This is a genomic window from Wolbachia endosymbiont of Brugia pahangi (assembly GCF_012030695.1).
Lineage (GTDB): Bacteria > Pseudomonadota > Alphaproteobacteria > Rickettsiales > Anaplasmataceae > Wolbachia.
The window spans coordinates 921016-941712 of sequence record NZ_CP050521.1 but is presented as its reverse complement, the minus strand read 5'-3'; the positions used below and the strand labels follow the sequence as shown (position 1 = coordinate 941712).

General features: G+C 33.7%; 16 protein-coding genes and 3 pseudogenes. 8 read left to right on the top strand and 11 right to left on the bottom strand.

All coding sequences use genetic code 11. From position 1 onward, the window contains the following. Positions 1-184: 184 nt before the first annotated feature. The 4 genes and pseudogenes from map to tsaB all read left to right on the top strand — a co-directional run bounded on the left by map (position 185) and on the right by tsaB (position 3950). Positions 185-957 (top strand): annotated as a pseudogene (gene map, locus WBP_RS04630) (type I methionyl aminopeptidase). 648 nt (positions 958-1605) lie between these two features. Beyond that, positions 1606-2142: pseudogene (locus WBP_RS06355) on the top strand (phage terminase large subunit); the annotation flags it as partial. A 285-nt stretch (positions 2143-2427) separates the two neighbouring features. Then, positions 2428-2760, top strand: a complete 333-nt coding sequence (locus WBP_RS05905) for a hypothetical protein (RefSeq protein WP_246165939.1) — start codon at positions 2428-2430, stop codon at positions 2758-2760. Between the two features lie 575 nt (positions 2761-3335). Further along, entirely contained in the window at positions 3336-3950 is a 615-nt protein-coding gene (tsaB, locus tag WBP_RS04615) for a tRNA (adenosine(37)-N6)-threonylcarbamoyltransferase complex dimerization subunit type 1 TsaB (RefSeq protein WP_167896203.1), read from the top strand. 1 nt (position 3951) lies between these two features. Here tsaB and WBP_RS04610 read toward each other — a convergent pair whose 3' ends face one another. Beyond that, positions 3952-4572 (bottom strand): AAA family ATPase, encoded by a 621-nt coding sequence (locus tag WBP_RS04610; RefSeq protein ID WP_041571534.1) that lies wholly within the window; start codon positions 4570-4572, stop codon positions 3952-3954. 276 nt (positions 4573-4848) lie between these two features. Here WBP_RS04610 and WBP_RS06350 point away from each other — a divergent pair. Together WBP_RS06350 and odhB are read left to right on the top strand one after the other, a co-directional pair. Next, positions 4849-5555: pseudogene (locus WBP_RS06350) on the top strand (class II aldolase/adducin family protein). Positions 5556-5649: 94 nt separating this feature from the next. After that, positions 5650-6810 carry a 2-oxoglutarate dehydrogenase complex dihydrolipoyllysine-residue succinyltransferase gene (gene odhB / locus WBP_RS04600; RefSeq protein ID WP_167896202.1) on the top strand — a complete coding sequence of 387 codons (1161 nt, stop codon included), beginning with the start codon at positions 5650-5652 and terminating at the stop codon, positions 6808-6810. A 1971-nt stretch (positions 6811-8781) separates the two neighbouring features. On the opposite strand, the gene WBP_RS06070 is transcribed toward odhB, so the two are convergent. The 6 genes from WBP_RS06070 to rseP all read right to left on the bottom strand — a co-directional run bounded on the left by WBP_RS06070 (position 8782) and on the right by rseP (position 16903). Then, a complete protein-coding gene (locus tag WBP_RS06070; RefSeq protein ID WP_255324092.1) occupies positions 8782-8907 on the bottom strand; it encodes a hypothetical protein in 126 nt (41 codons plus the stop codon). A gap of 145 nt (positions 8908-9052) precedes the next feature. Beyond that, a complete protein-coding gene (locus WBP_RS04590; protein WP_167896201.1) occupies positions 9053-12370 on the bottom strand; it encodes an FAD-dependent oxidoreductase in 3318 nt (1105 codons plus the stop codon). A 45-nt stretch (positions 12371-12415) separates the two neighbouring features. Then, positions 12416-12856: a 3-hydroxyacyl-ACP dehydratase FabZ gene (gene fabZ / locus WBP_RS04585; protein WP_167896200.1), complete on the bottom strand. Its 441-nt coding sequence runs from the start codon at positions 12854-12856 to the stop codon at positions 12416-12418. Positions 12857-12873: 17 nt separating this feature from the next. Further along, a complete protein-coding gene (locus WBP_RS04580) occupies positions 12874-13434 on the bottom strand; it encodes an OmpH family outer membrane protein (protein WP_011256255.1) in 561 nt (186 codons plus the stop codon). Next, positions 13435-15771: an outer membrane protein assembly factor BamA gene (gene bamA / locus WBP_RS04575; protein WP_167896199.1), complete on the bottom strand. Its 2337-nt coding sequence runs from the start codon at positions 15769-15771 to the stop codon at positions 13435-13437. Between the two features lie 7 nt (positions 15772-15778). After that, entirely contained in the window at positions 15779-16903 is a 1125-nt protein-coding gene (rseP, locus tag WBP_RS04570) for an RIP metalloprotease RseP (RefSeq protein WP_011256257.1), read from the bottom strand. Between the two features lie 102 nt (positions 16904-17005). Here rseP and WBP_RS04565 point away from each other — a divergent pair, with 102 nt between their 5' ends. Continuing rightward, positions 17006-17281 (top strand): FAD assembly factor SdhE, encoded by a 276-nt coding sequence (locus WBP_RS04565; RefSeq protein ID WP_167896198.1) that lies wholly within the window; start codon positions 17006-17008, stop codon positions 17279-17281. Here WBP_RS04565 and WBP_RS04560 read toward each other — a convergent pair. From WBP_RS04560 to WBP_RS04550, 3 genes are all read right to left on the bottom strand, one after another. Then, complete coding sequence (locus tag WBP_RS04560; RefSeq protein ID WP_167896197.1) at positions 17259-17576, bottom strand: cell division protein ZapA; 318 nt, start codon at positions 17574-17576, stop codon at positions 17259-17261. The genes WBP_RS04565 and WBP_RS04560 overlap by 23 nt on opposite strands. Before the next feature lie 72 nt (positions 17577-17648). Continuing rightward, positions 17649-17927 carry an HU family DNA-binding protein gene (locus WBP_RS04555; protein WP_011256260.1) on the bottom strand — a complete coding sequence of 93 codons (279 nt, stop codon included), beginning with the start codon at positions 17925-17927 and terminating at the stop codon, positions 17649-17651. A gap of 23 nt (positions 17928-17950) precedes the next feature. Continuing rightward, positions 17951-19603: a 30S ribosomal protein S1 gene (locus tag WBP_RS04550; RefSeq protein WP_011256261.1), complete on the bottom strand. Its 1653-nt coding sequence runs from the start codon at positions 19601-19603 to the stop codon at positions 17951-17953. A gap of 315 nt (positions 19604-19918) precedes the next feature. On the opposite strand from WBP_RS04550, the gene WBP_RS04545 reads away from it, so the two are divergent. Next, on the top strand, positions 19919-20149 hold the full coding sequence (locus WBP_RS04545) for a hypothetical protein (protein ID WP_167896196.1): 231 nt from the start codon (positions 19919-19921) through the stop codon (positions 20147-20149). A 200-nt stretch (positions 20150-20349) separates the two neighbouring features. On the opposite strand, the gene WBP_RS04540 is transcribed toward WBP_RS04545, so the two are convergent. Further along, positions 20350-20571 (bottom strand): hypothetical protein, encoded by a 222-nt coding sequence (locus WBP_RS04540; protein ID WP_167896195.1) that lies wholly within the window; start codon positions 20569-20571, stop codon positions 20350-20352. Between the last annotated feature and the right edge of the window lie 126 nt (positions 20572-20697).

Sequence of the window (20697 nt, the reverse complement as noted above, 5' to 3'; positions counted from 1 at the left end):
GATACGTATGGTTATGCGTTATGCACTGATTTTCTGGTCTAGTGGAAGCATATTGCAATGCTCGTGCGGTTACACGCTTGACACTGGAGCCTATGGGACTTACTTTGATAACTGACGAGCTATAAGCAAGGCTGTTAATTTTGCACAAGAATGTGTATGGTAACTACAATAATATACAGAAAATATGAGCATAACTTTACATTCACAAAAAGATTTTGAATTTATGCGTAAAGCTGGAAGATTAGCAGCTGAAACTCTTGATTTCATTGCACCATATGTAAAGGTAGGAGTAACAACTAATAAATTAAATGATCTATGTCATGATTTTATAGTCAAAGCAGGTGCAATTCCGGCACCATTAAACTATAAAGGATACCCCAAGTCGATTTGCACTTCGAAAAATGCTGTTGTATGTCATGGTATTCCTGATGATAAACCACTTAAAGATGGGGACATTTTAAATATCGACTTTTAAATGGTTGGTATGGTGATACAAGCCGCATGTTTTGGGCTGGCAAACCATCAATAAAAGCAAAACGCTTATGTGATGCTACTTATGTTGCATTGATGGAAGCAATAAAACAAGTTAAGCCTGGTAATAAATTGAACGAGATAGGGCTTGCTGTAGAAAAGTATATTAGAGATTTTGGCTATTCTATAGTACGTAGCTATTGCGGACATGGTATAGGAAAAGTCTTCCATGCGCCGCCTAATGTAGTACATTTCTATGATCAAGGTGAAAGCCTTGTATTAAAGGAGGGGATGTTTTTTACAATAGAACCAATGATCAACGCTGGAAAACATGAAACTCTGCTTAGTAGACTTGATAATTGGACAGTAACAACACGCGATCTTTCGCTCTCTGCACAATTTGAACATACGCTTGGAGTAACAGAGGATGGTGTTGAAATATTCACATTATCACCTAAAAATTGGCATTTTCCGCCTTATAACTAGATTCTTTCACAACTATATAAATATTATGATTTGAAAACAGGGAATGGAACTACAAAAAACTACTCAACAAACTTCACCAGCTTCCTTATTGTAACATTGAAGCTAATTATTTATCTTCTCTATACAGATTTAAACGACAAAAGACTCAATGTACTTGATGCCTCATATTTAATTTTTTGCACTATATGCACCGTATATCTTTATAACCTTTCAGGCTTTTACTTAATATAATTGAAATGCACTTGTTAAAGCATTTGACACAGTAAAAAATGCCAATTTAAAAAGATAGGTAGTGAATAATTAGCTAACAGGGTTTTTTACCTTTTTTCTGCTTAGTAATTTTTCTAACGTTTAAATTTAGATCAGCTATGACTTAAAAGGAGCTAGATTGGACGTTTAGAATAAAAAAATGCTAACTATAAAGTTAATATAAATAACTCGCCACCAACGGGTTTTTTGCCTTTTTTTCTATTTAATAAATTTCCTAAATATTTGTAACTACCGTCGTTCCTTAGCGAGATCTAAAGATACTGTGGAGTATGATGAGGAATTGCCATTCCAGTGTGTTGAATCCCAATGTCGGAGCACTGGAATGACAAAAAGAGGGGAGTGGAATAAACAGCAAGGACGCTCACTAACATAGAAAATATAAACTTTCTCAAACTCATTGAGTTATGCTTTCAAAACGGTAGTACGGGATGTGAGTATAATGATTATTAATATATAAAAGTCATAGCGAACAACTTAAAGCGGCAGGCACTGGTGCAGTGAGACGAATAATATTTAGTATGCCTTCACGCTCGACGAAGCCCATATGCGTAAGAGTAATAATTGTGAGCTATTCCCAGCGAAAAGCACTCGCTCGATACTAGGTGCATAATGCAGTCTGATTGGTATAAAAAGCTATTTCTAGAAGTAGAACTATCCATAGAACAAAATACTAAGTATAAATTTCAAACAGTGCGGAGAGAATACAAAATTGCAACGTCTGTTGGGGGAACATTAACTAGCAAGAAGGTGATTTTATTATTGTCAACGACCCACTGAGTTCCGCTCAAGCTTTGAGCGAAACGCTTAGAAAGCGTGCCACAAGCTAGTTTGATCAGACTTTAGTAACTGGCTCAACAATAGAAAAAAGGAATAATTGTACTTGTGATGCATAGGCTACATCAGGAAGATTTGAGCAAGATGAAGATAGATATAATATTCTGCAGCAGTTCAGATAGTTTTGCTTTACTTGAAAAATAACTTGCCGCATTCTATTTGTAGAATATCGCTGTATTAGGGCTTGTTACAACTACTAACCTTACTTATTATTATCACTTCAGTTGTATTTTTTGGTCATTTGGTTCCAGTAGAAACGAAAGCCTTTTTGTACTCAATGAGCTTAAGCATCAAAGAAACTTTGCTGTTTATAATGCCTCTTATTATTTTTATGTTAATCTTTAAAAGTTTATATTGTTACTTATTATGACAATTTTCTTATCAAACCTGGCTTCAAGTTTAATAGCTTATTTAATTGGGTATTTTATACTGCAAAACACTTATTCAATACAAGATATAACGTATGAAGAAACAATTATTCCCTTATGGTTGCTTACACTACCTGCACTGCTTTCTAACTTTTATGCTCTCATTTGTGAACTTGTATCCGGCATAGTGGTGTCTGTTTTGCTACCCAAAAAGAGCAAAGAGCTCTCGCACAAAATGTCAGGTTTAGCTCTGTTTATTCTGAAAGTACTCTTGACGCCGGTTATTCCGATATTTGCACTTGGGCTTACTTTAAAAATGCAGCATGATTAGATTATATCTGCAGTATTTAAAGGTTGCTCAATAATTTTTGTGGTTATTACATTCGCAACTTACCTTTTATATTTTTCTCTTATATGGAGCTGCAAATTCGTTCAAGGTCACGAGCTGGATAATTAGCATAAGCAATATGATACCGGCATTTATTATCGCAATAAGTGCAATGTTTAGTAATGCAACTATGCCCTTTACTCTTGAAGAGAGCAAAAAAATGTAAAGCAACCTGATCTTGTATTATCTGTTGTACCAAATAACTGCTGGCTTTTACTTAATGGGAATTGTTTTTATTATAATATTATCAATGATAATTACTTCCGGTTATGTATATAATGTACTATATAACTTTTCTTCTCTATTTTTTGTTATTTAAATTTGCTATTGTTGCAGTTCGGCAGGAGGAATCATGGTAATGCTGCCTGTGCTTAAAAAGTACCTTAAGTTCTTTCCGAAAATGCTCTCGTTAGTCACAGCATTATATTTAGTGTTTGACTCAATAATAACTTCAGCAAATATTATGAGTAGTGGTGCCTTACTATAAGGTTTACAAAACTCTATGATAAACTCAGATAATGTCTATTCTAGCAATTGATACTGTAGGTACTGGTAGTTCAATAGCGATCATTGATCACGATGGTAATTGTTTTGTAGAACACAATTCCATCAGCAATAGTCATGCGGAATCGTTTTTTCAAATTTTGAACACTCTGTTCAATAAGCACAACTATAACTACAGTAAGTTAGACCATTTAGCGGTAGTAGTTGGACCAGGAAGTTTCAATGGAATTAGAGTTGGTATATCAGCTGCGAAAGGTATAAATCTCGTTACGAATAAGCCATTGTATGGAGTTAATGCATTAGAAGTTCAAGCATACGCAATGTCTTTGCTTTGTGCAAATAACAAAAAAAATATTAGAGCTATGATTAAAAGTTCTCAGGGATTTTATATGCAGTTGTTTGATTGCAATTTATTGCCATTATCAGATCCAACTACAACGCATGACGCCCAGTGTCTAGGCACTAGGACATCAGGCAATAACTACATTACATATATGGACTGCAATCTACCAAAATTAGATGCTAGCCATGCAGGGCTATTAGTCCATTATAGACTAAAGAATAAACAAAAATTAAATGAAGTTGAAGCTCTATATTTAAATGAGCTTCAGTATATGAAATTGTTATAGATCATCCTTTTGTATAAATGCTATTAATCTGGCTAAGTTTATGCATCTGACTTGTTATTTTTTCGGCTACTTCTTTTATACTCATATTCGAATTTTCTATTTCTATGGCATTTGGTGGTATAAATGAATCGTGAGTCCTAAAGTTCTCTATAATGCTGCTTATATTAGTGGCTTTCTTGTTTTCCCTTTGCCTTTTTAATTTAATGCGCTTTTGTAATGTAAGTAAGTCACACCTCAGCACTATAGGGAGAATTTGTGTGTTCATCCTTTTACTAAGCTCTACTACTGAGTTATACATCTTTGTGTTGTGGTCGTTATTTTTCATTAGCTCATCGATAAATATATAGTTTTTTGAGTGAATTAGGTAAGCTTCTATTGCCTGGAGCATAATTTGTGCAATGTTATATATTCTATCTTGTACTTCTTCAGGGATATGATTATGCTCAAAAACATTATCATATATGGAGCAAACTTGAGTATTGTTGGAAAAGTTGCTGTTTACAATCAATGCATCTATCATATTGGATAATTCTATTGCTGTAGAGAGCTTACCACTTCCTGAAAAGCCAATAATATATACGAAAAATCCTGTTATCTGTCTCTTTGTATTAATGTTTATCATATTATTTATAATATTAAAATCTATATTCATAATAACATGAAACTTAAGCTTTAAAACATTTAAAATATTATATAGAAAATTATTTTTATGGTTAAGATATTATGCAATTTGAGAGCATAAATTCTATATAGGCTTCATAGATTATGTAGCAACTGATTATTTACTAAGAATTAACAGTTTATTTCTTGATATACTTAATTTCAAACTAAAAGTATAAGTTTACTATGAACCTCTTTTCTTGTATAAACCTTCAGAAGGCTTTGACTAAGAATTGCATTGTTAACAAAGAGCAAGGTAAAAAGAGACTTAGTATATATCTATCAGATTTTGCCTCTTACCTGGAACTAGATGGCCATACATACTTACCTTTCAGTGTGTTCTGAGGATCAAAAGTCATTTTATATCTATCAATTTGGTATTCACTTTAATGAAATGAATGAGAATTCATTAATGAAAGTATCATTTGATGGAAGTACAATTGAGAGCAAAGAGTATCAATACAATAGAACTGGTTATGTAATCCATGGTTTTATTTATCAAGCAAGGAAGGACATTTAAGCAATTTTTCGCTTGCATACATCTTCTATTGTAGCAGTTTCCTCTTTTAAAGATGGAATACTTCCTATAAGTCAGTGGGCAATACACTTTTATAACAAGATGCCTTACCATGATTATAACTCCCTTGCGCTTGATGATGCAGAGGGAAAGAGATTAATAACTGACCTGAAGAAAATTTTGTAATGTTAATGCGTAATTATGGATCTATAACGTGTGGTTGGACTATGCAAGAAGCAATGTTTTGTACGTATCGCTTAGAGCAAGCGTGCAAAACTCAATGTTTAGCGTTAGAAGTGAATAGGAAATTATCAATTCTAAGTGAAGAAGTTTGCTCAAAAGCTGTAAAGGATCTTTTGTCTTTCGAAAACAATCTTGGTGAGAGAGATTGGCGCGTGTGGGCTAGGCTAATTAAAAGTGAGTTATAGTAAACCCCTTTTTAATCCTAAATAAATTTATTAGTTTATTATATGTTTCTTTTCATGTATAAATTTATAGCAAGTTTGTACGAAAGGTTGTTTTATGAACAAGATTATAGAAATTAGAGCACCAAAGACTCTTGGTGGTGAATCGATCACAGAAGGTGTAATCAAAATAAAGAAAAGTATTGGCGAAGCAATAGAAGTAGATGACTTAATCTTTGAAATTGAAACTGATAAAACAGCACTCGAACTAACTGCAGAAGCTTCAGGACAAATAACTGAATTTCTTGTAAGTGAAGGCGATGTGATAAGCCCTGATCAATTGTTGGCAAAACTTTCCGTAGGAGAGGTGAAGAAAGAAGATAAAAGTGAGAATCTTGCTAAAAGAGACGCTCCATCAGCTCGTAAAATTATGGGGGAAAATGCAATCAGTACAGAAAGTGTTAAAGGGACTGGTATGGGAAGCAGGATAACCAAAGCAGATGTGATAGATCATATGAGAAAAGCTGAACAACCTACTATAAAACAATATGAATTGCCAAAAAGTGCAGCAAGTGGGGAACGGAGAGAAGAGCGAGTAAAAATGAGCAAAATAAGGCAAGTAATTGCTGCTCGTTTAAAAGCTTCACAAAATACAGCTGCGATACTGACCACATTTAATGAAATTGACATGAAAAATGTTATAGATCTCAGGGCAAAATATAAAGAAACCTTTGAAAAGAAATATGGAATAAAGCTTGGCTTCATGTCGTTCTTTATAAAGGCAGCGGTGCAAGCACTGAGAGAAATTCCTGAAATTAACGCTGAAATTTCAGGTGATGAAATCATATACAAACGTTACTATGACATAGGTGTTGCCGTTGGCACTAACAAAGGTCTTGTTGTGCCAGCTATTCGAAATGCTGATCAGATGTCATTTGCTGAAATTGAGCTAACTTTGGCTGCTCTCGGTAAAAAAGCACGAGAAGGTAAGCTACAAGTATCAGAAATGGAAGATGCAACATTTACTATTTCAAACGGTGGAGTATACGGTTCGCTCCTTTCCACTCCGATAATAAACCCTCCACAATCTGGAATACTTGGAATGCATTCAATACAAAATAGGCCATTTGCTGTGGGCAACTCAATTGAAATTAGACCTATGATGTACATTGCCCTCTCCTACGACCATAGAATAATTGACGGCAAAGGAGCAGTAACTTTTCTCGTCAAAATAAAAAATTATATAGAAGATCCAAACAGGTTAGTTTTGGAGGTATAGCTCAAGTAGTAGTTACTAATCTAGTAGTAACCGTTTACAAATTGTGGAAATGAATAAAGAATTAAGCAGTAACAGTTACTAGATTCTGTAACTTTTGAAAGGAATTTTGGCCATTTAGACGCGAAGTTAAAATATCGACAACATCTTTTATGAATCTTTCTCCACGTTCTGACCAAGTGAAAAAGCTGTTCTTACAATAGATTACATAGCGCCTCATTTACCGTTCTGCAAGGTTATTGGTTGTATCTATCACTTCAAGTTTTCGTAAAAACTTCCATATCCTCAGATCTTAACATCTTGGCAGCCATCCTCAAAGTTTGAGTACCATTTATAACCCTAGTCATTTTACACAAAAGATGTTCTACCCTTTTTCAAAATTTTTACATTAGTTGATAAAATCTTAAATCATCTACCAAATTTTATTTTTTTGCTTTTGTACCACAAATACTCTGTTGTTGAGTGACTTGAGCGCCTGGCCAATTTTGCTCACTTCAATATTTTTACTATACGCAAATCTTTCAAAATCTCTTGTCAAATGTGTCCAACATATCTATCTATTTTCAAGACTAAAATAATTGTACACAGCGTATTGTTACTTACAACTATGCCATTGTATTCTGGCAGTAAACTTTGCAACACCTTCTTGCCACGAGACTCGGTCATCTTTAGAAGTGTCAGAGCGCTTTGTTGTTATTACCCAACCCAGCCTCTTTCTCCTTGATTTCTGTGCTATGTTTCATCTATATGCAGGTTTCTTTCAATTCTTCCTTCATTTTCTCATATTCAGATGCGCATCTTTTGATACTCTGTGCTCAGTCTTTGATACTAAACTAAGACTTATATTGAGGTTAAATATACTGCTTAAAATTTGTTGTACTTTTCTTTTCGAGTTAATAAAAAAGCCACTTAGGCTGCTAATTGTTGTTTTAGCATTGAACCCTAGAAGACATCTTGAAACCCCCATGGTTAAACTAGCTGAACCCTTCCTATCACAAGCTCTGTAATAGTTTCTTTGCAACCTGTACTCAGTTACGATTAGTTTGATTTCTGGTAATTCTTACCTTTTAATGGACAATTTCATCTTCTAAAACAACCTTATTTCCACACACACAAACCTGATAAAATTGTATAGTCTACTACTATATTTGCTACCATCAAATCTCACTTATATACCTTATGCCCTGGCTGACCTCCTGGTTTTTTATCACTTTTCTTTTTTGTTTTTTTGCGATATATATCTTGCGATGGTGGTAGAGATGAACTTTTTGAGTTCAGCCCAGTTTATCTTCTAGCTCAATTATTTTTGCTTTTAAGCCATCATTTTCTATAATCAGAGCCTTTATTTCTTCTTTGAGATTAGCGTTTTTTGATTTGTACGCCACAATCTTTTCTGCAGCCCTGTTATCATACCCACTCCATACTTAGCTTCTCATGTCTTTACACTTTTACAATCACTTTGTAAATCCCTTATCTCCGTGAACGGTTATAAATTTCTTAAACATTTTTAACTAAAGGCTAGTTATAACTATGAACCCAAATTTGCTTTTGTTAAGGTAATCCGCACAACAAATGGTATTATGCCAGCCTTGATACCCTCTCGGTGGAGCAAAATTACAATGTTCGTACAATTATGAACTTAGCCCACATTAGTTATAGACTCCAGTATCAAGTGTGTAGTGACAGGAGAGTAGTACATTTGAGTAACAGGTGCTGAAATCAGTAAGCTCTTAAGTAACAGATAGTTGTATAATGAAGATTAAATTGTAGACCCTGTAAGGAACTGTACTGTATATCAATGCTTCCTGTGTTTTATTTTTATAATCATCCACTAGTGTGTAATTAATATTAAACTTATTTAGTCTACTTAATATTCATTGTGGAAATATTTTTCACCATAATCTTCCACTATGATATTTACGTAGTCAGCACTGTCAATATCAGAAAGCTTGTTACATATTTTTGAATCTTTAACTACATAGTGTTGTGTAAACTTGCATTCACTGCTGTCGTCTTTACAAAAAGAGAATTTTCTTTTTTAATCACTATCTGTGGTAATGATAAATCTATTGCCTTCTTTATCTTTTGCTGAAAACTCATTACTGCTCTTATTTATAGAATATTGTTCCTTTGGAAATGTAAATGTTAAATGATATGTAATAATACTACCTTAATAAAAAGAGCTATTATAGTGTAGATTTATTATAAATAATATATATTATAGTATAATTAATCTAGAATAAACTTAATAAACCTCAGTAGGCCTACCAGTTGGACCCATAAGAATGATTTGCTCACCTTCTCTTAAGTATCTGCATAAACTAGTAGAGCCTCCGGTTTCCAGCACAATAGTGGAAATAAGTCCTTTTTTTTTGTCTACTTCAGTGCCGGTTACAGCTATACCTTCCATAGCAAAAGTTGTATTATTGATTTTTCTACTATTGGTTTCGAAATTTTGTAACCTAAAGAATTGTCCAGGTTGAAAGTTTTTTGCAGCAAGTGGTGCTTTAATTACTACTTCCACAACTTTATCTGTTAAATATTGGACTTTTACTACTTTCGCAGTAAATTGTTCTTTGATCCTGTTAAAGAATTCTTCATTAGTTCGGTGACTTAGTGTCATTCCAGTACGTAACACTGTGGTCCAATTCTTTGTTAATTTCGCCGAAAATGTTGCATATTGCGCTTGTTTATAACCGATTTTGCTGAACCCCAGTGTCACGCACTGGGGTGACAAGAAAGAAGAACTGGAATGATACCCTTTCTGGTGGAGGTTGCTTTTAAGCCATAATGTTTGTATGGCTGTGTGTCTGGGCACTGAGATGACATCCTTTGTGATGAAAGTTACCCTTATATTATAACATTCATATAGTTGCGTATGTGACGCTGAGATTCCGGTATTAAGTACTGGGGTAATAGGAGAAGATATTGGAATGACAGTAGCGGTGTTAGCTCCACTCAAAAGCTGGGAAATAATAGGGTAACCGTTCTTGGCGCTTGCCATAGCTTTCACGACGCTGCCACTATACGAAGGGTGAAGGTCGCCAAAAAAACTAATTGTTCTACCACCTTGTTTATACACTAATATTCTATCTTTGTTTTGCATTTTAGGAGAGAGTATTGGATCTATTTCCTCTCCTAGTGAGTTTAGGTGGGTGAAATATCCATTGCTTAATTTAAAGTGCTTTTTATCTTCTGTTGCAATAACCGTGTTTGGCTCAGTGCCTGCTGCTATGAGGATAGAGCGTGCTTTTATATACTTAATTTCATGAGATTTTGTGTCGATCAGTTTTATTGACTCAATATGGCTATATTTATCCGTCATAATTTCAACTGGCTCTGAGTTTTCGATGAAGTAGATTCCTTCTGACAATGCATTTTGCACCTCTTCGCTATTTAATCGATAACTTGGCGAATCTTTTAGCTCTTTTCTGTATACAACTTTCACTCCCCCTAAGCTCTGCATTAGCTCCAATATTTTTGCTTCTCTATTCTCTTTTTTCGCTAATTCTTTCTCTTTGCAGATCAGCTGTGCGTGTGATATAAACTCGTCCGCAATTTCGCGTTCTTCTTCTGTCCAGTCTTTTTCAACATAGTCTTTTCCATATTTATCAACCAATACTTCGTAACGAAGAAGAAATTTTTCTGCTTGAATTGGATAGTACGCTAAAGCTTCGGTTGCAGTGTCAATTGCGGTGAGTCCCGCACCTATGATAACTATCGGCATACGGACTTGCAGGTTTGCTAAGGAATCAAGTTTGAGAGCACCAGTGAGTTGTAATGACATCAGAAAATCGGAAGCCATACGCACTCCACGAGCTAGTATATTCTTTATTTTTATCATTCTTGGTTTGCCAGAACCAAGTGCTAGGGCTATGTGATTAAAACCCAAATTGAACGCATCATCAACGGTTACTGTGCCACAGAAGCGAATACCTCCATAGATTGCAAAATTCTCACGTCTTTCCAGTAATAATCTAATGATCTTTAAGTAATTTTTATCCCACCGAGAGGTAATGCCGTATTCTGCTACTCCACCAAACCCGTCAGCTATACGTTCACTCAATTTTTCATGTTTAAAATCTTTAATTGGCTGAAGATCATCGTTCAAAGGCTCTATTTTTAATCCATCAATGGCGATAACATTGTGTCCATCGTTTAATAAATGATGAGCTAAGTTAAAGCCTGCAGGACCGAGCCCAACAACTAAGACGTTTTTTCCAGTATTTTCTTTTGGCAATGGCTGCTGAAAGTTTAAAGGGTTCCAGCGGCTAAGTAGAGAATATATTTCAAATCCATACGGCAAACTGAGCACATCATCCAAAATTCTTGTTTCAACCATTGGCACATTCACGGGTTCTTGTTTTTGATATATGCATGAATTCATGCAGTCATTGCATATTTTATATCCGGTAGCTGCACATAGCGGATTATCTATCATCGCAATTGCAAGGCTTGCTATGTTGTACCCTTCACTTTTCACCAGATTCATTTCTGATATTTTCTGTTCCAGTGGGCAGCCGTGCAGTTCAACCTTGAGTGATGATCTTTTAAAGGTATTGTAGTTATTCAATAGACTTTTTATGCATCCCTCTGACATCTGAGTGCATTTCCCTGTCATCCCGGTGCTTGATACCGGGATCCACTCTTCTTTTTTTTTGGATTTCAGTGTCATATGCTGGAATGACAACGAAGTTTCCAATAACCCTTTTGAACAGCTATCCTTATTTTGTTTATGACAGAATATGCAATAGTGAGCATTATCTAATGCTTTATCTAAACTTACCTTTTCACTTGTTAGGTCAAAGCCATATCGTCTTTTTATTTTGTTTGAATACAGCACTTCAACTTTATCCACTTCTTTTTTAGAAAATGATATCAGATTTTCGTGGTCAATTTTTCTGTGAATGTTAAAGAGTATACTTCGTTTATTTTTCACTCTCCACGCTGCATATTGTGCTGCAAGTTCTATTTCATCTTTATGGTTTTCTCTGTCTTCAAACCAGTGCATCACCTGCTCGGCAAAAATTTTTTCTGTTGTTGGTAAAGTAAGAAAACAATTTAGTTCACTGGTAACATAATCAATATCTATATTCTCTGTATCGGCATATTTCTTCAATGCGTAGCGCTGAACAAATAACCTTTTGCATTTGTATATTACAGCAAAGTCGTTGTGCTTTTTCTTTAACTCTTCTATTTCTTTTTCAACATTGAAAAGTTTTGCAATAAACCCATCGAGTAAATACGCAAGATCTATAATCAACTGGCTATCTGTCATTTGACTAGCTGACATTGGGTGTTTCCTTGATTCTAGTGTCGCGCACTGGAATGACACCGAAGAAGAAGCTGTTTTTTTGCTTGACACTGGTTCTTTTTTTCTAGATTCTGATGTCCAGTACTGAAATGATGCTGAAGAAGGGGTTGTTTCTTCTCTCGCTTCAATCAATGAGCAAAATAAATCTTCATCGCATGATTTGATATAATCTAAAAATGTCTCGTCTAATTTTATTAATCCATTGCGAGTGTATAAATTCGAAAATGAGGCATTAAAATTCAGCAGCATTGCTATATTATACAGCGCATATACTGTTTTTCACAGATAAAAATTTTATATGTTTTGCAGCATAGCTAAAATTGTTGCTTCTGCAACTTTTTCCTCGCCAACATATGCGAAACACTCAAATTTACAAACGCTTAAGCGTGCATTTTTAAAGTCAGCTTGGAGAATCAATGTATCTCCTGGGGTAACTGGCTTCCTGAATTTTGCATTTTCAATGGACATAAGGTAAACAACTTTATTTTCCATCGTACTTTTACTGCCTTTGCCAAGAATACATATTGCAGATGCCTGGGCCAAGGATTCAACTATTAAAACTCCTGGCATTATTGGATGATTGGGAAAGTGGCCAATAAAAAACGGCTCATTGAAAGTCACATTTTTAATTGCTTTTATACTTTTACTTGGATCGCATTCTATCACTCTATCTACTAAGAGAAATGGATAAGAGTGTGGTAATATTCTTATAATATCACTGATATTAAACTGCATGATACCTTAGAGTAAGCCTAGTTAACTCCTTTCAAAGTAAATTCTGGTATTTCCTTATTTATATTTTTTAATACTACATCTGATAAATCAATTTCATTCATGGAGTATAAAACTTGATTTTTCTTTGAAATAAATAATACTAAGTCTATATTGTTTTTTTCTGCTGTTTTTTTAGCAACTTCTTTTATCTTGTTAAAAACACTATCTACTGCGTCCCTATAGCTTTCTTCCAGGTATGACATTTTTTTAGTGTAATTATCTCTAGCATTTAAAGCTAGCTTGTTAAATTGCTCAGCCCTTTCTTTTTTTGCTTCTTCTGACAAAAGTTCAAGTTCTTCTTTGGAAGGCTTAAGTTTGTCTAGCTCATTTTCGAATTCCTGCTGCAGCTTAGAGTTTTGCTCTTTTATTTGCTGTTGTATATTGTGCAAAGCAAGAGATTCATTGATAACTTTGTCACTATCAATAATTGCAACTTTTATGTTAAGCACACTCTGAGGTTGGTGTTTTACAACCTTGTAACCTGCAAATAAGGAAATAACTAAGGCAATAACTGATATAAATAATTGTGTATATTTCATTTAAATCCCCACTTCAATAGAAAATTTAATATTTGATGATGGTATTATATCATAGGGCTCCTTAGCTAAAGGAAATCCAAAATCTAACCTAAATCTACCACCAAAAGGAGAAGGCATTGAAAAACCAAAGCCTGGTGAAACTCTCACGAGCTTACTATCGTGATATTTCCCCTCATACTCCTTTTTAATATCTAAGCCAAAAAGTGTTGCATAGTCAACAAATAATGAGCCTTTGATACCAACGTAATCGTATAATTTTGGTAGTGGAAAATCCACTTGTTGTGTTAGATTAAAATAAGTTTTGCCTCCTAACGAACTTTTATTTTTATCTTTTGCTCTTGGCCCAATACCAGAAAGGTCAAACCCCCTAATTTCATTACCGCCTTTAAAAAAGCGCTGGCCAATGTTTAGCTCTTTATCAGTATAGGAAAAAATATAACCTGCTGCCATTTTAAAACGCAGTATTATATCATCATCAATTTTACTTAATATAGGATGCGTATAAAAAGATAAGAATTCAGATTTTAGGAAATTCATATTTCCTCCAAGCCCAGAGATATCCTGACTTAAACGCAACAAATACCCCTCTCTTGGAGCATAAAGATTGTCCAGTTTATTATATGCTAATGTATATCCTACTGATGAAATTTGGTATTCACCTTGTTGACTCCGTATTATCTCAGAGATATCTTCATCTTTTCCACCCTTATTGTCCATGTGTATATGGTTATACTTATAAGAATAACGAATAGAATTAGTTAAGTTTTCTATAATTTTATGTAATAATTGTGCTATCCCTCCCCAGTCACAGCTATCAAAAGTAGTGTTTGGTTTATCTTGTCTTTCATAAAATACATCTACACCTAGTGATGTATCAGAATCATTAAAATTATTTTCAACAACTTCTACATTGGTAGAAAATACATATTGACTTTTCTCAAGGGCGAAGGAGAGCTCTTTTCCAGTACCAAATAGATTACGGTCTTTGAAATCAGTTTTTATAAATGCTCCACCAGGAAAAGACACACCTCCTCCTAAATACAACGAAGTAGTATTTTTTTCTTTAACATTTAAGTCAAGATTTACTGCATTATCATTAATTGCATAACTATTTATTTTTACTGTTTCAAAAAAATCACTACCAATTAGTCTTCTACGTGACTTTTGAACCTCAGATGTATTGTACGCGTCACCTTCTGCTACACTGAGCTTGCTTCTAATTACTTTATCTAAAGTACGATCATTACCGTCGATTGTAATCTGATTTATATAAATTTTTTTACCTGGTAACACTCTATAAGTTACATCTACAACATTACCGTGCTGTGTGTATTCTGGATTAACTTTTGCAAATATATATCCTATCTCGTTTAAATACTTGTTTATTTTTTCTACTGCATTGCTCACTTTAACCCTATCGAATACTTTATTGTCTTCTTTAGTTATCAGTTCCAATACTCTCTCTTTTAAGTCTGGATCTTGAATTTCAGCTTCAACATTAACTTCGTTACTTCCAAATAAATATTGTTGTCCTTCATCGATTAAAAAAGTTAACTCTATTTGATTATTATTATCAATTTCGGCAATTGGCTGAATACTATTATTAATATACCCCTTGGATGAATAAAAGCGATCGAGTAATTCTTCATTAATTAACAAATACTGTGGCGAATAATGATTTCCACCTTTAAAAATGGCTCTAAACAACTTATTAAATATATCATTACTTTGCACTTTTATAGCTCGCTCTAGCTCATTTTCAGAAAAGTTTTTATTACCTATAAATCTTACACTCTTAACTCTAGAGGTTTTACCTTCCTTTACTTTAAAGATTAAATTAACCCTATTACCATCAAGCTTGTCCAGCTCATATTCAACTTTAACACCAATCTTACCATTATGTCTGTAGAGAGTGACTAAATTCACTAAATCACTCTGCAATTTTGTCTCAGTGAAAATAGTTAAAGGTTTTGATTGGATAACATTATTTAGTAGTTCTTTGCTTTTAAATTGCTTATTACCTTTTAATATTACCTTGTTAATCAACGGATTTTCTTGGACTTTTATTACCAATTTTTTTTCATTATCGATATAGGCATGAACGCTAGCAAATAACTTTGTTTTATATAAGCTTTTTATAATCGAATCTATGTCGTCGTCATTTACATAACTATCGGGCTCTAATTTGATATAAAACTTTATTGTTTGATCGCCAACCCGCTCATTGCCAATGTATTTGATATCCTTTATTTGCGTTTTTTCATTATTTTCTGAAGCGGCAAGTAGGATAGGAAAAGAGATAAAAATTACTATTAGTATATAAGATAGTTTTCTCATATTTATCTTAAAAAAGATGCCTTATATCATTTGAGATTGCGATTGCCATTAGCAAGAACAAAACGGAAGCACCAAAAGTAGCTGCATATTTTTGATACTTCAAACTCAAATCTCTACGTATAACTGCTTCTATAATGTAGTGAAATAAATGTCCACCATCGAGTAATGGAATTGGCAGCAAGTTAATCGCAGCTAAATTAGCTGAGATAATTGCCATAAAGTATAAAACCATAATAAATCCTTTTTTAGCTGATTGCCCTGAATATTTTGCGATTTTTATCGGTCCACCTATTTCATTTACACTCCTCTTACCAACGATAATTTGAAAGAGAGCTTTGATTGTTAAGCACATAGTATGATAAGTTTCGCTTACTGACAAGCTCACAGCTCCAAAAAAAGATGACTGCCTTAACTCCTTTATATTAACTGAAGTAATTCCTATGGTTTTTCTTTCTATTATGTTGCCAAAAATATCCTTATCTTCAATTGTCAATGGGGTAAGACTAGTGCTATACTCCTCATTATTCCTACTATATTTAATTTCTATTTTCGTTTCAGGGTTTGACATCATTACACGTGAAATATCTTCAAAGTATTTTATTTTATACTCATTAATCTGTGTAATAGTGTCACCTGGTAATAGGCCAGCCTGCTTTGCTGCACTGCCTTCAATCACCTTTCCAATTACTGGTGGAGTGTGATAATAACCTACTACACTAAAAAATACCGTCAGGGCTATAATGGCAAATATCATATTTGCAAATGGTCCTGCAAAAACTATTGCTGCTTTTTGATATCGAGGTTTTGTATGGAGTGAATATGACTTTTCCTCTTCGGTTAATTCTTGTTGATCAATTGGGGTGTTCGCTGCATTGTTGTCTCCTAGCATTTTAACATAGCCGCCAAGTGGAATAGCACTTAATTTCCATCTGGTTCCAGACTTATCGTAAAAACCAAAAATTCCTGGACCGAAGCCTATAGAAAAAGACTCAACTTTAACTTTGTATGCTTTGGCAATAATGTAATGTCCATATTCGTGCACAAATACTATGACAGAGATAATTAAGGAAAATGACAAAAAATTATATATTCCACCGCCAAGTTGATGGATAAGATTAGAAATTAGTTCCACCTATGTTTTTTTTAGATCTTAACCAAGTGTTAAGTATATTAAAACATGCCTCGCTTGACAAATGCTTAATTTAATCTTTTAATTAAAAAAAATTCAATGACAATGACAGATATCTCTTTATTAAAAAGAAAATTGATATATAGAAGCTGGCATAGAGGCTGCAAAGAAACCGATATCCTTTTAGGATACTTTGCGCTGAAGTATCTTGATAAATTTTCCCTGAACGAACTAATTGAGTATGAAAAAATAGTTGATCTTGATGACTATGAGTTATATTGCTATATAACTTGCAAGACAAATCTTCCTTCTAACTTAAGTAGTGATATAGTCAATTTGATTACTCATTTTATTAAAGCTAATCCTTTATGCACTCAATGATCTTATTTACCCTATCTAATACTTCAGTATATTCTGTTCTTTTTTCTTTTTTATAGTTTTCACGTTTTTGATTTATTTCATCCAACTTTTTTGTTAGCTCTAAAACTTTATCTTCAAGAATCAATGCTGCAAGCAGGAAATTTAATGTATCCGAGCCCTTACCTCCAGTTTTGTGAGATATAGAACTAACTAGTTTGTTAAAACTATTAGCAAGATGTAGTAAATGATCCTTCTTTCCACTTTCACAAGATATTTTATATGTACTATTACGTATAACTATTTCTACTACTTGCATATAATGCTGAAAGTTTTTATTGTACAGTGTTAACTTAAACCTCTGCTTTTATCTTGTTTGCAGTATAAACTTTTATTCGTTTATTAAATCGGATAATTTTTTACTGCTACGAAAATATGTTTTAAAGTATTGATTTTTTGCAAACTTCTGTAACATCAAATGACTCGTTTCTTTTAGGTTATAACTCCTAATTGAAAAGGAACCAAACCCCCTAATTTCAACTCTGTTATGATGCTCCAATGTACTTGAAAGTATCTCAAAAAATCTGTTAACTATGGCTGCTATAACTATCCTATCCAAAAGAGGATGCCTTTTTGCCACTTTCATTATTATATTAGATTTCGTTGCCATTTATACAAAGCTAAAATTATACATTATTTAGCGGATAGTATCACATTATATTCTTCAACACCTAATACTTCAACTTCTATTTTGTCTGATATAGAAAACTTTTTACTTTCCGGTAGATGTTCTTGATCTATTAAGAGAGCTACATCATTTTCAACTTCAACAACTAGCCCGCTATCTTCTCTTTTACCTACAGTAACCTGCATTTTATCGCCTACCTTAACTTTCTTTATCAGCTCTATAAGTGGATCATACTCTATTTGTTTTATGCCAAGATAAATTCTTGTTCGATTCACGTTAGCCCTTATTACTTTTGCTTCTATTGTATCACCCACATTGTACTTTTTTATCTCATCTGAACCATTTTTAGACCAGCTTAGATCTTGTGCATAAATTGTCCCTTCTACGTTTTCATCTATTTCGTCATCGTTAAAAGTAATAGACATGTATGAGATGGTATTATTTTTAACTTTACCAGAAACAATAGAACCAGGAGGATATTTATTGACAAATACTTGCCAAGGATTATCTACACATCTTTTCATGCTCAAGCTCATCCTGTTCTTAGTGATGTCAACATTGAGAATTTTGACAGATACCTCTTGTCCCCTAGTTACAAGACTGTTAACTGGCAGATTACTTTTAACCCAAGTTATTTCCGATGAGTGCACTAAACCTTCAATTCCAGGTTTAAGTTCAACAAACAATCCATAATCTTCTATACTTGTTATATGACCTTTATGTATGCTATCAACCTGGTATTTTGACTCTACGTCTTGCCAAGGATTATCCTCTAGCTGTTTTATACCCAGAGAAACTTTTGCGTTTTCCTTATCTATTTTTATAATTTTAACTTTTATGATCTGACCACAAGCAAAGGCTGCGGATGGATGACTTACTCTGCTCCAAGAGATGTCTGTGATATGTAGCAGTCCATCTATCACTCCTACTGCATCTGATTCATGAATACCGACAAATACACCGTAGTGAGTAATACTCTTTATTTTCCCTTCTATTATATCGCCCTCATTTAAAAATTCTAAGAACTTAGTTTTTTCACCAGCATGCAATTTCTCTAATACTAGCTTTCTCGATACTACAATGTTACCCTGTTTCTTATCCATTTTAAGCACAATAAACTTTTGTTCAGTTTCAATAAGGTGCCTAGCATCTTTTACTTGCTTCAAATCTACATGGCTTAGCGGTAAAAAGGCACTTATTCCATCACCAAGATCAACAATAAAGCCACATTTAATTGAACGTTTAATCACTCCACTTACTTCAGCTTTTGTAACTGCATCTTCTTCTAGCTTATTCCATTTTTCATCCCTAATTGCTTTTTCACGGCTAAGAACTACATTGCCATGATAATCTTCAATTCTTTCTACATAAACTCTGATTTTAGAACCAACAACAATTTTATCATTACAACCAAGTTCCTTGATTGGAATCCTTCCATCAGACTTTAGCCCAATATGAACTACGATATCGTTAGGATTCACTCTCGTAATTATACCTTCTACTACATCTCCTTCCTTGATTTTATTAATGAAAGAATCTTCAAATAAAGCATTATCTTGATCTTCAAATTGGTCTTGACATATCTCCTCTATAAACTTGTTTGATGATAGTTTCCTGATACTGATAGGTAGATTTACAGTTGGATCATTATTATTCATACAATGTGACCTTTAATTTAAGCTTTATTAGAAATCATATATTATATAATATTAACAACTATTTACAAGCAGTTTTTTTATTAAGGCCTTCTCAAGGCTTGTTTAAACTATATAGAGTATGGCTGATTAAAATAGGTTGCTACAGTAGGTTTTGTGGCATGTCAGAACCAATATCTGTAGAGGCAGGGAAGTACATAATTCATAGAGGTTTGCTTGTAAATTCTTGTGCAGCTTGTTAATATCATATTAAGCAGTTGACAGTTACTAAAATGCCTAGCTATGGTGTTCCTATAATATATTAATTGGTGGGGTAAAGTGGACTTTAGAAAAGCTACTATGGAAAGCAGAAGAGGTAGAATAAGACCTGAAAATAGTGCAAGGGAATTAAGGCTAAGACAAAATAGAAGAAATACAGGTAAAATGATGATGAAAGAAGTAACGGAAGGTCTTAGACAATTTGAACTTAAGAGTGAAATTGAAAGAAGAGACCGTGAGCCAGAAACATTCGAAGATGGTACAAGGAAGTTATTAATGGGATTAACGTAGGATTAGAAGTAAGTCTAGGACAAAGTAGAAAAGAAGAAAGACAAAGTAAAATATAGAAAGAGAGTTGGAAAAAATGTACCTAGGTAGAAAGTTGTAAAGTACAGCCAATATCACGTTACTGGTCACTGGGCTCTTCACGTTTTGACGATAGTAGCAGTTCATAAATTAGTTTCTGGCAGGCTTTGTTGAACAGCCAATTGTTATGCAGACTGGATATGAAAAAGTAAAAACGTAAGGTAGTGCGCTGCAGGTATGCTACTCTGCGCTCTTGGATAACTCAAGCGTTCTATGAAGACAGGCTCTTTCTTGGTCAGCTGTAAATCACATAATTTTCTGGAATTAAACAAGTAAAAGTCACTAGAATTCATTTTTTCTTGCATTAAATATTGAATAAAAATCTTAGTTAGATCAACTATGTTCATGTAGAAAACAGGTCCTCTTTAGCGTCACAACAAATTCGTTTATTTACTTTTCTCAAAATTGCAAAAAAGTACTTACCTTCTTTAAGAAGAATATTAAAAATTAACAAATTATAAAAAGAAAATAGG

Coding starts and splice junctions, on each gene's coding strand:
- odhB (WP_167896202.1), top strand. CDS start 5,650: ATGAACAAGATTATAGAAATTAGAGCACCAAAGACTCTTGGTGGTGAA.
- WBP_RS04590 (WP_167896201.1), bottom strand. CDS start 12,370: ATGCTGCTGAATTTTAATGCCTCATTTTCGAATTTATACACTCGCAAT.
- WBP_RS04540 (WP_167896195.1), bottom strand. CDS start 20,571: ATGAACATAGTTGATCTAACTAAGATTTTTATTCAATATTTAATGCAA.
- WBP_RS04610 (WP_041571534.1), bottom strand. CDS start 4,572: ATGATAAACATTAATACAAAGAGACAGATAACAGGATTTTTCGTATAT.
- bamA (WP_167896199.1), bottom strand. CDS start 15,771: ATGAGAAAACTATCTTATATACTAATAGTAATTTTTATCTCTTTTCCT.
- fabZ (WP_167896200.1), bottom strand. CDS start 12,856: ATGCAGTTTAATATCAGTGATATTATAAGAATATTACCACACTCTTAT.
- tsaB (WP_167896203.1), top strand. CDS start 3,336: ATGTCTATTCTAGCAATTGATACTGTAGGTACTGGTAGTTCAATAGCG.
- WBP_RS04560 (WP_167896197.1), bottom strand. CDS start 17,576: ATGCAAGTAGTAGAAATAGTTATACGTAATAGTACATATAAAATATCT.
- WBP_RS04550 (WP_011256261.1), bottom strand. CDS start 19,603: ATGAATAATAATGATCCAACTGTAAATCTACCTATCAGTATCAGGAAA.
- WBP_RS05905 (WP_246165939.1), top strand. CDS start 2,428: ATGACAATTTTCTTATCAAACCTGGCTTCAAGTTTAATAGCTTATTTA.
- WBP_RS04565 (WP_167896198.1), top strand. CDS start 17,006: ATGACAGATATCTCTTTATTAAAAAGAAAATTGATATATAGAAGCTGG.
- WBP_RS04555 (WP_011256260.1), bottom strand. CDS start 17,927: ATGGCAACGAAATCTAATATAATAATGAAAGTGGCAAAAAGGCATCCT.
- WBP_RS06070 (WP_255324092.1), bottom strand. CDS start 8,907: ATGAGTTTTCAGCAAAAGATAAAGAAGGCAATAGATTTATCATTACCA.
- WBP_RS04580 (WP_011256255.1), bottom strand. CDS start 13,434: ATGAAATATACACAATTATTTATATCAGTTATTGCCTTAGTTATTTCC.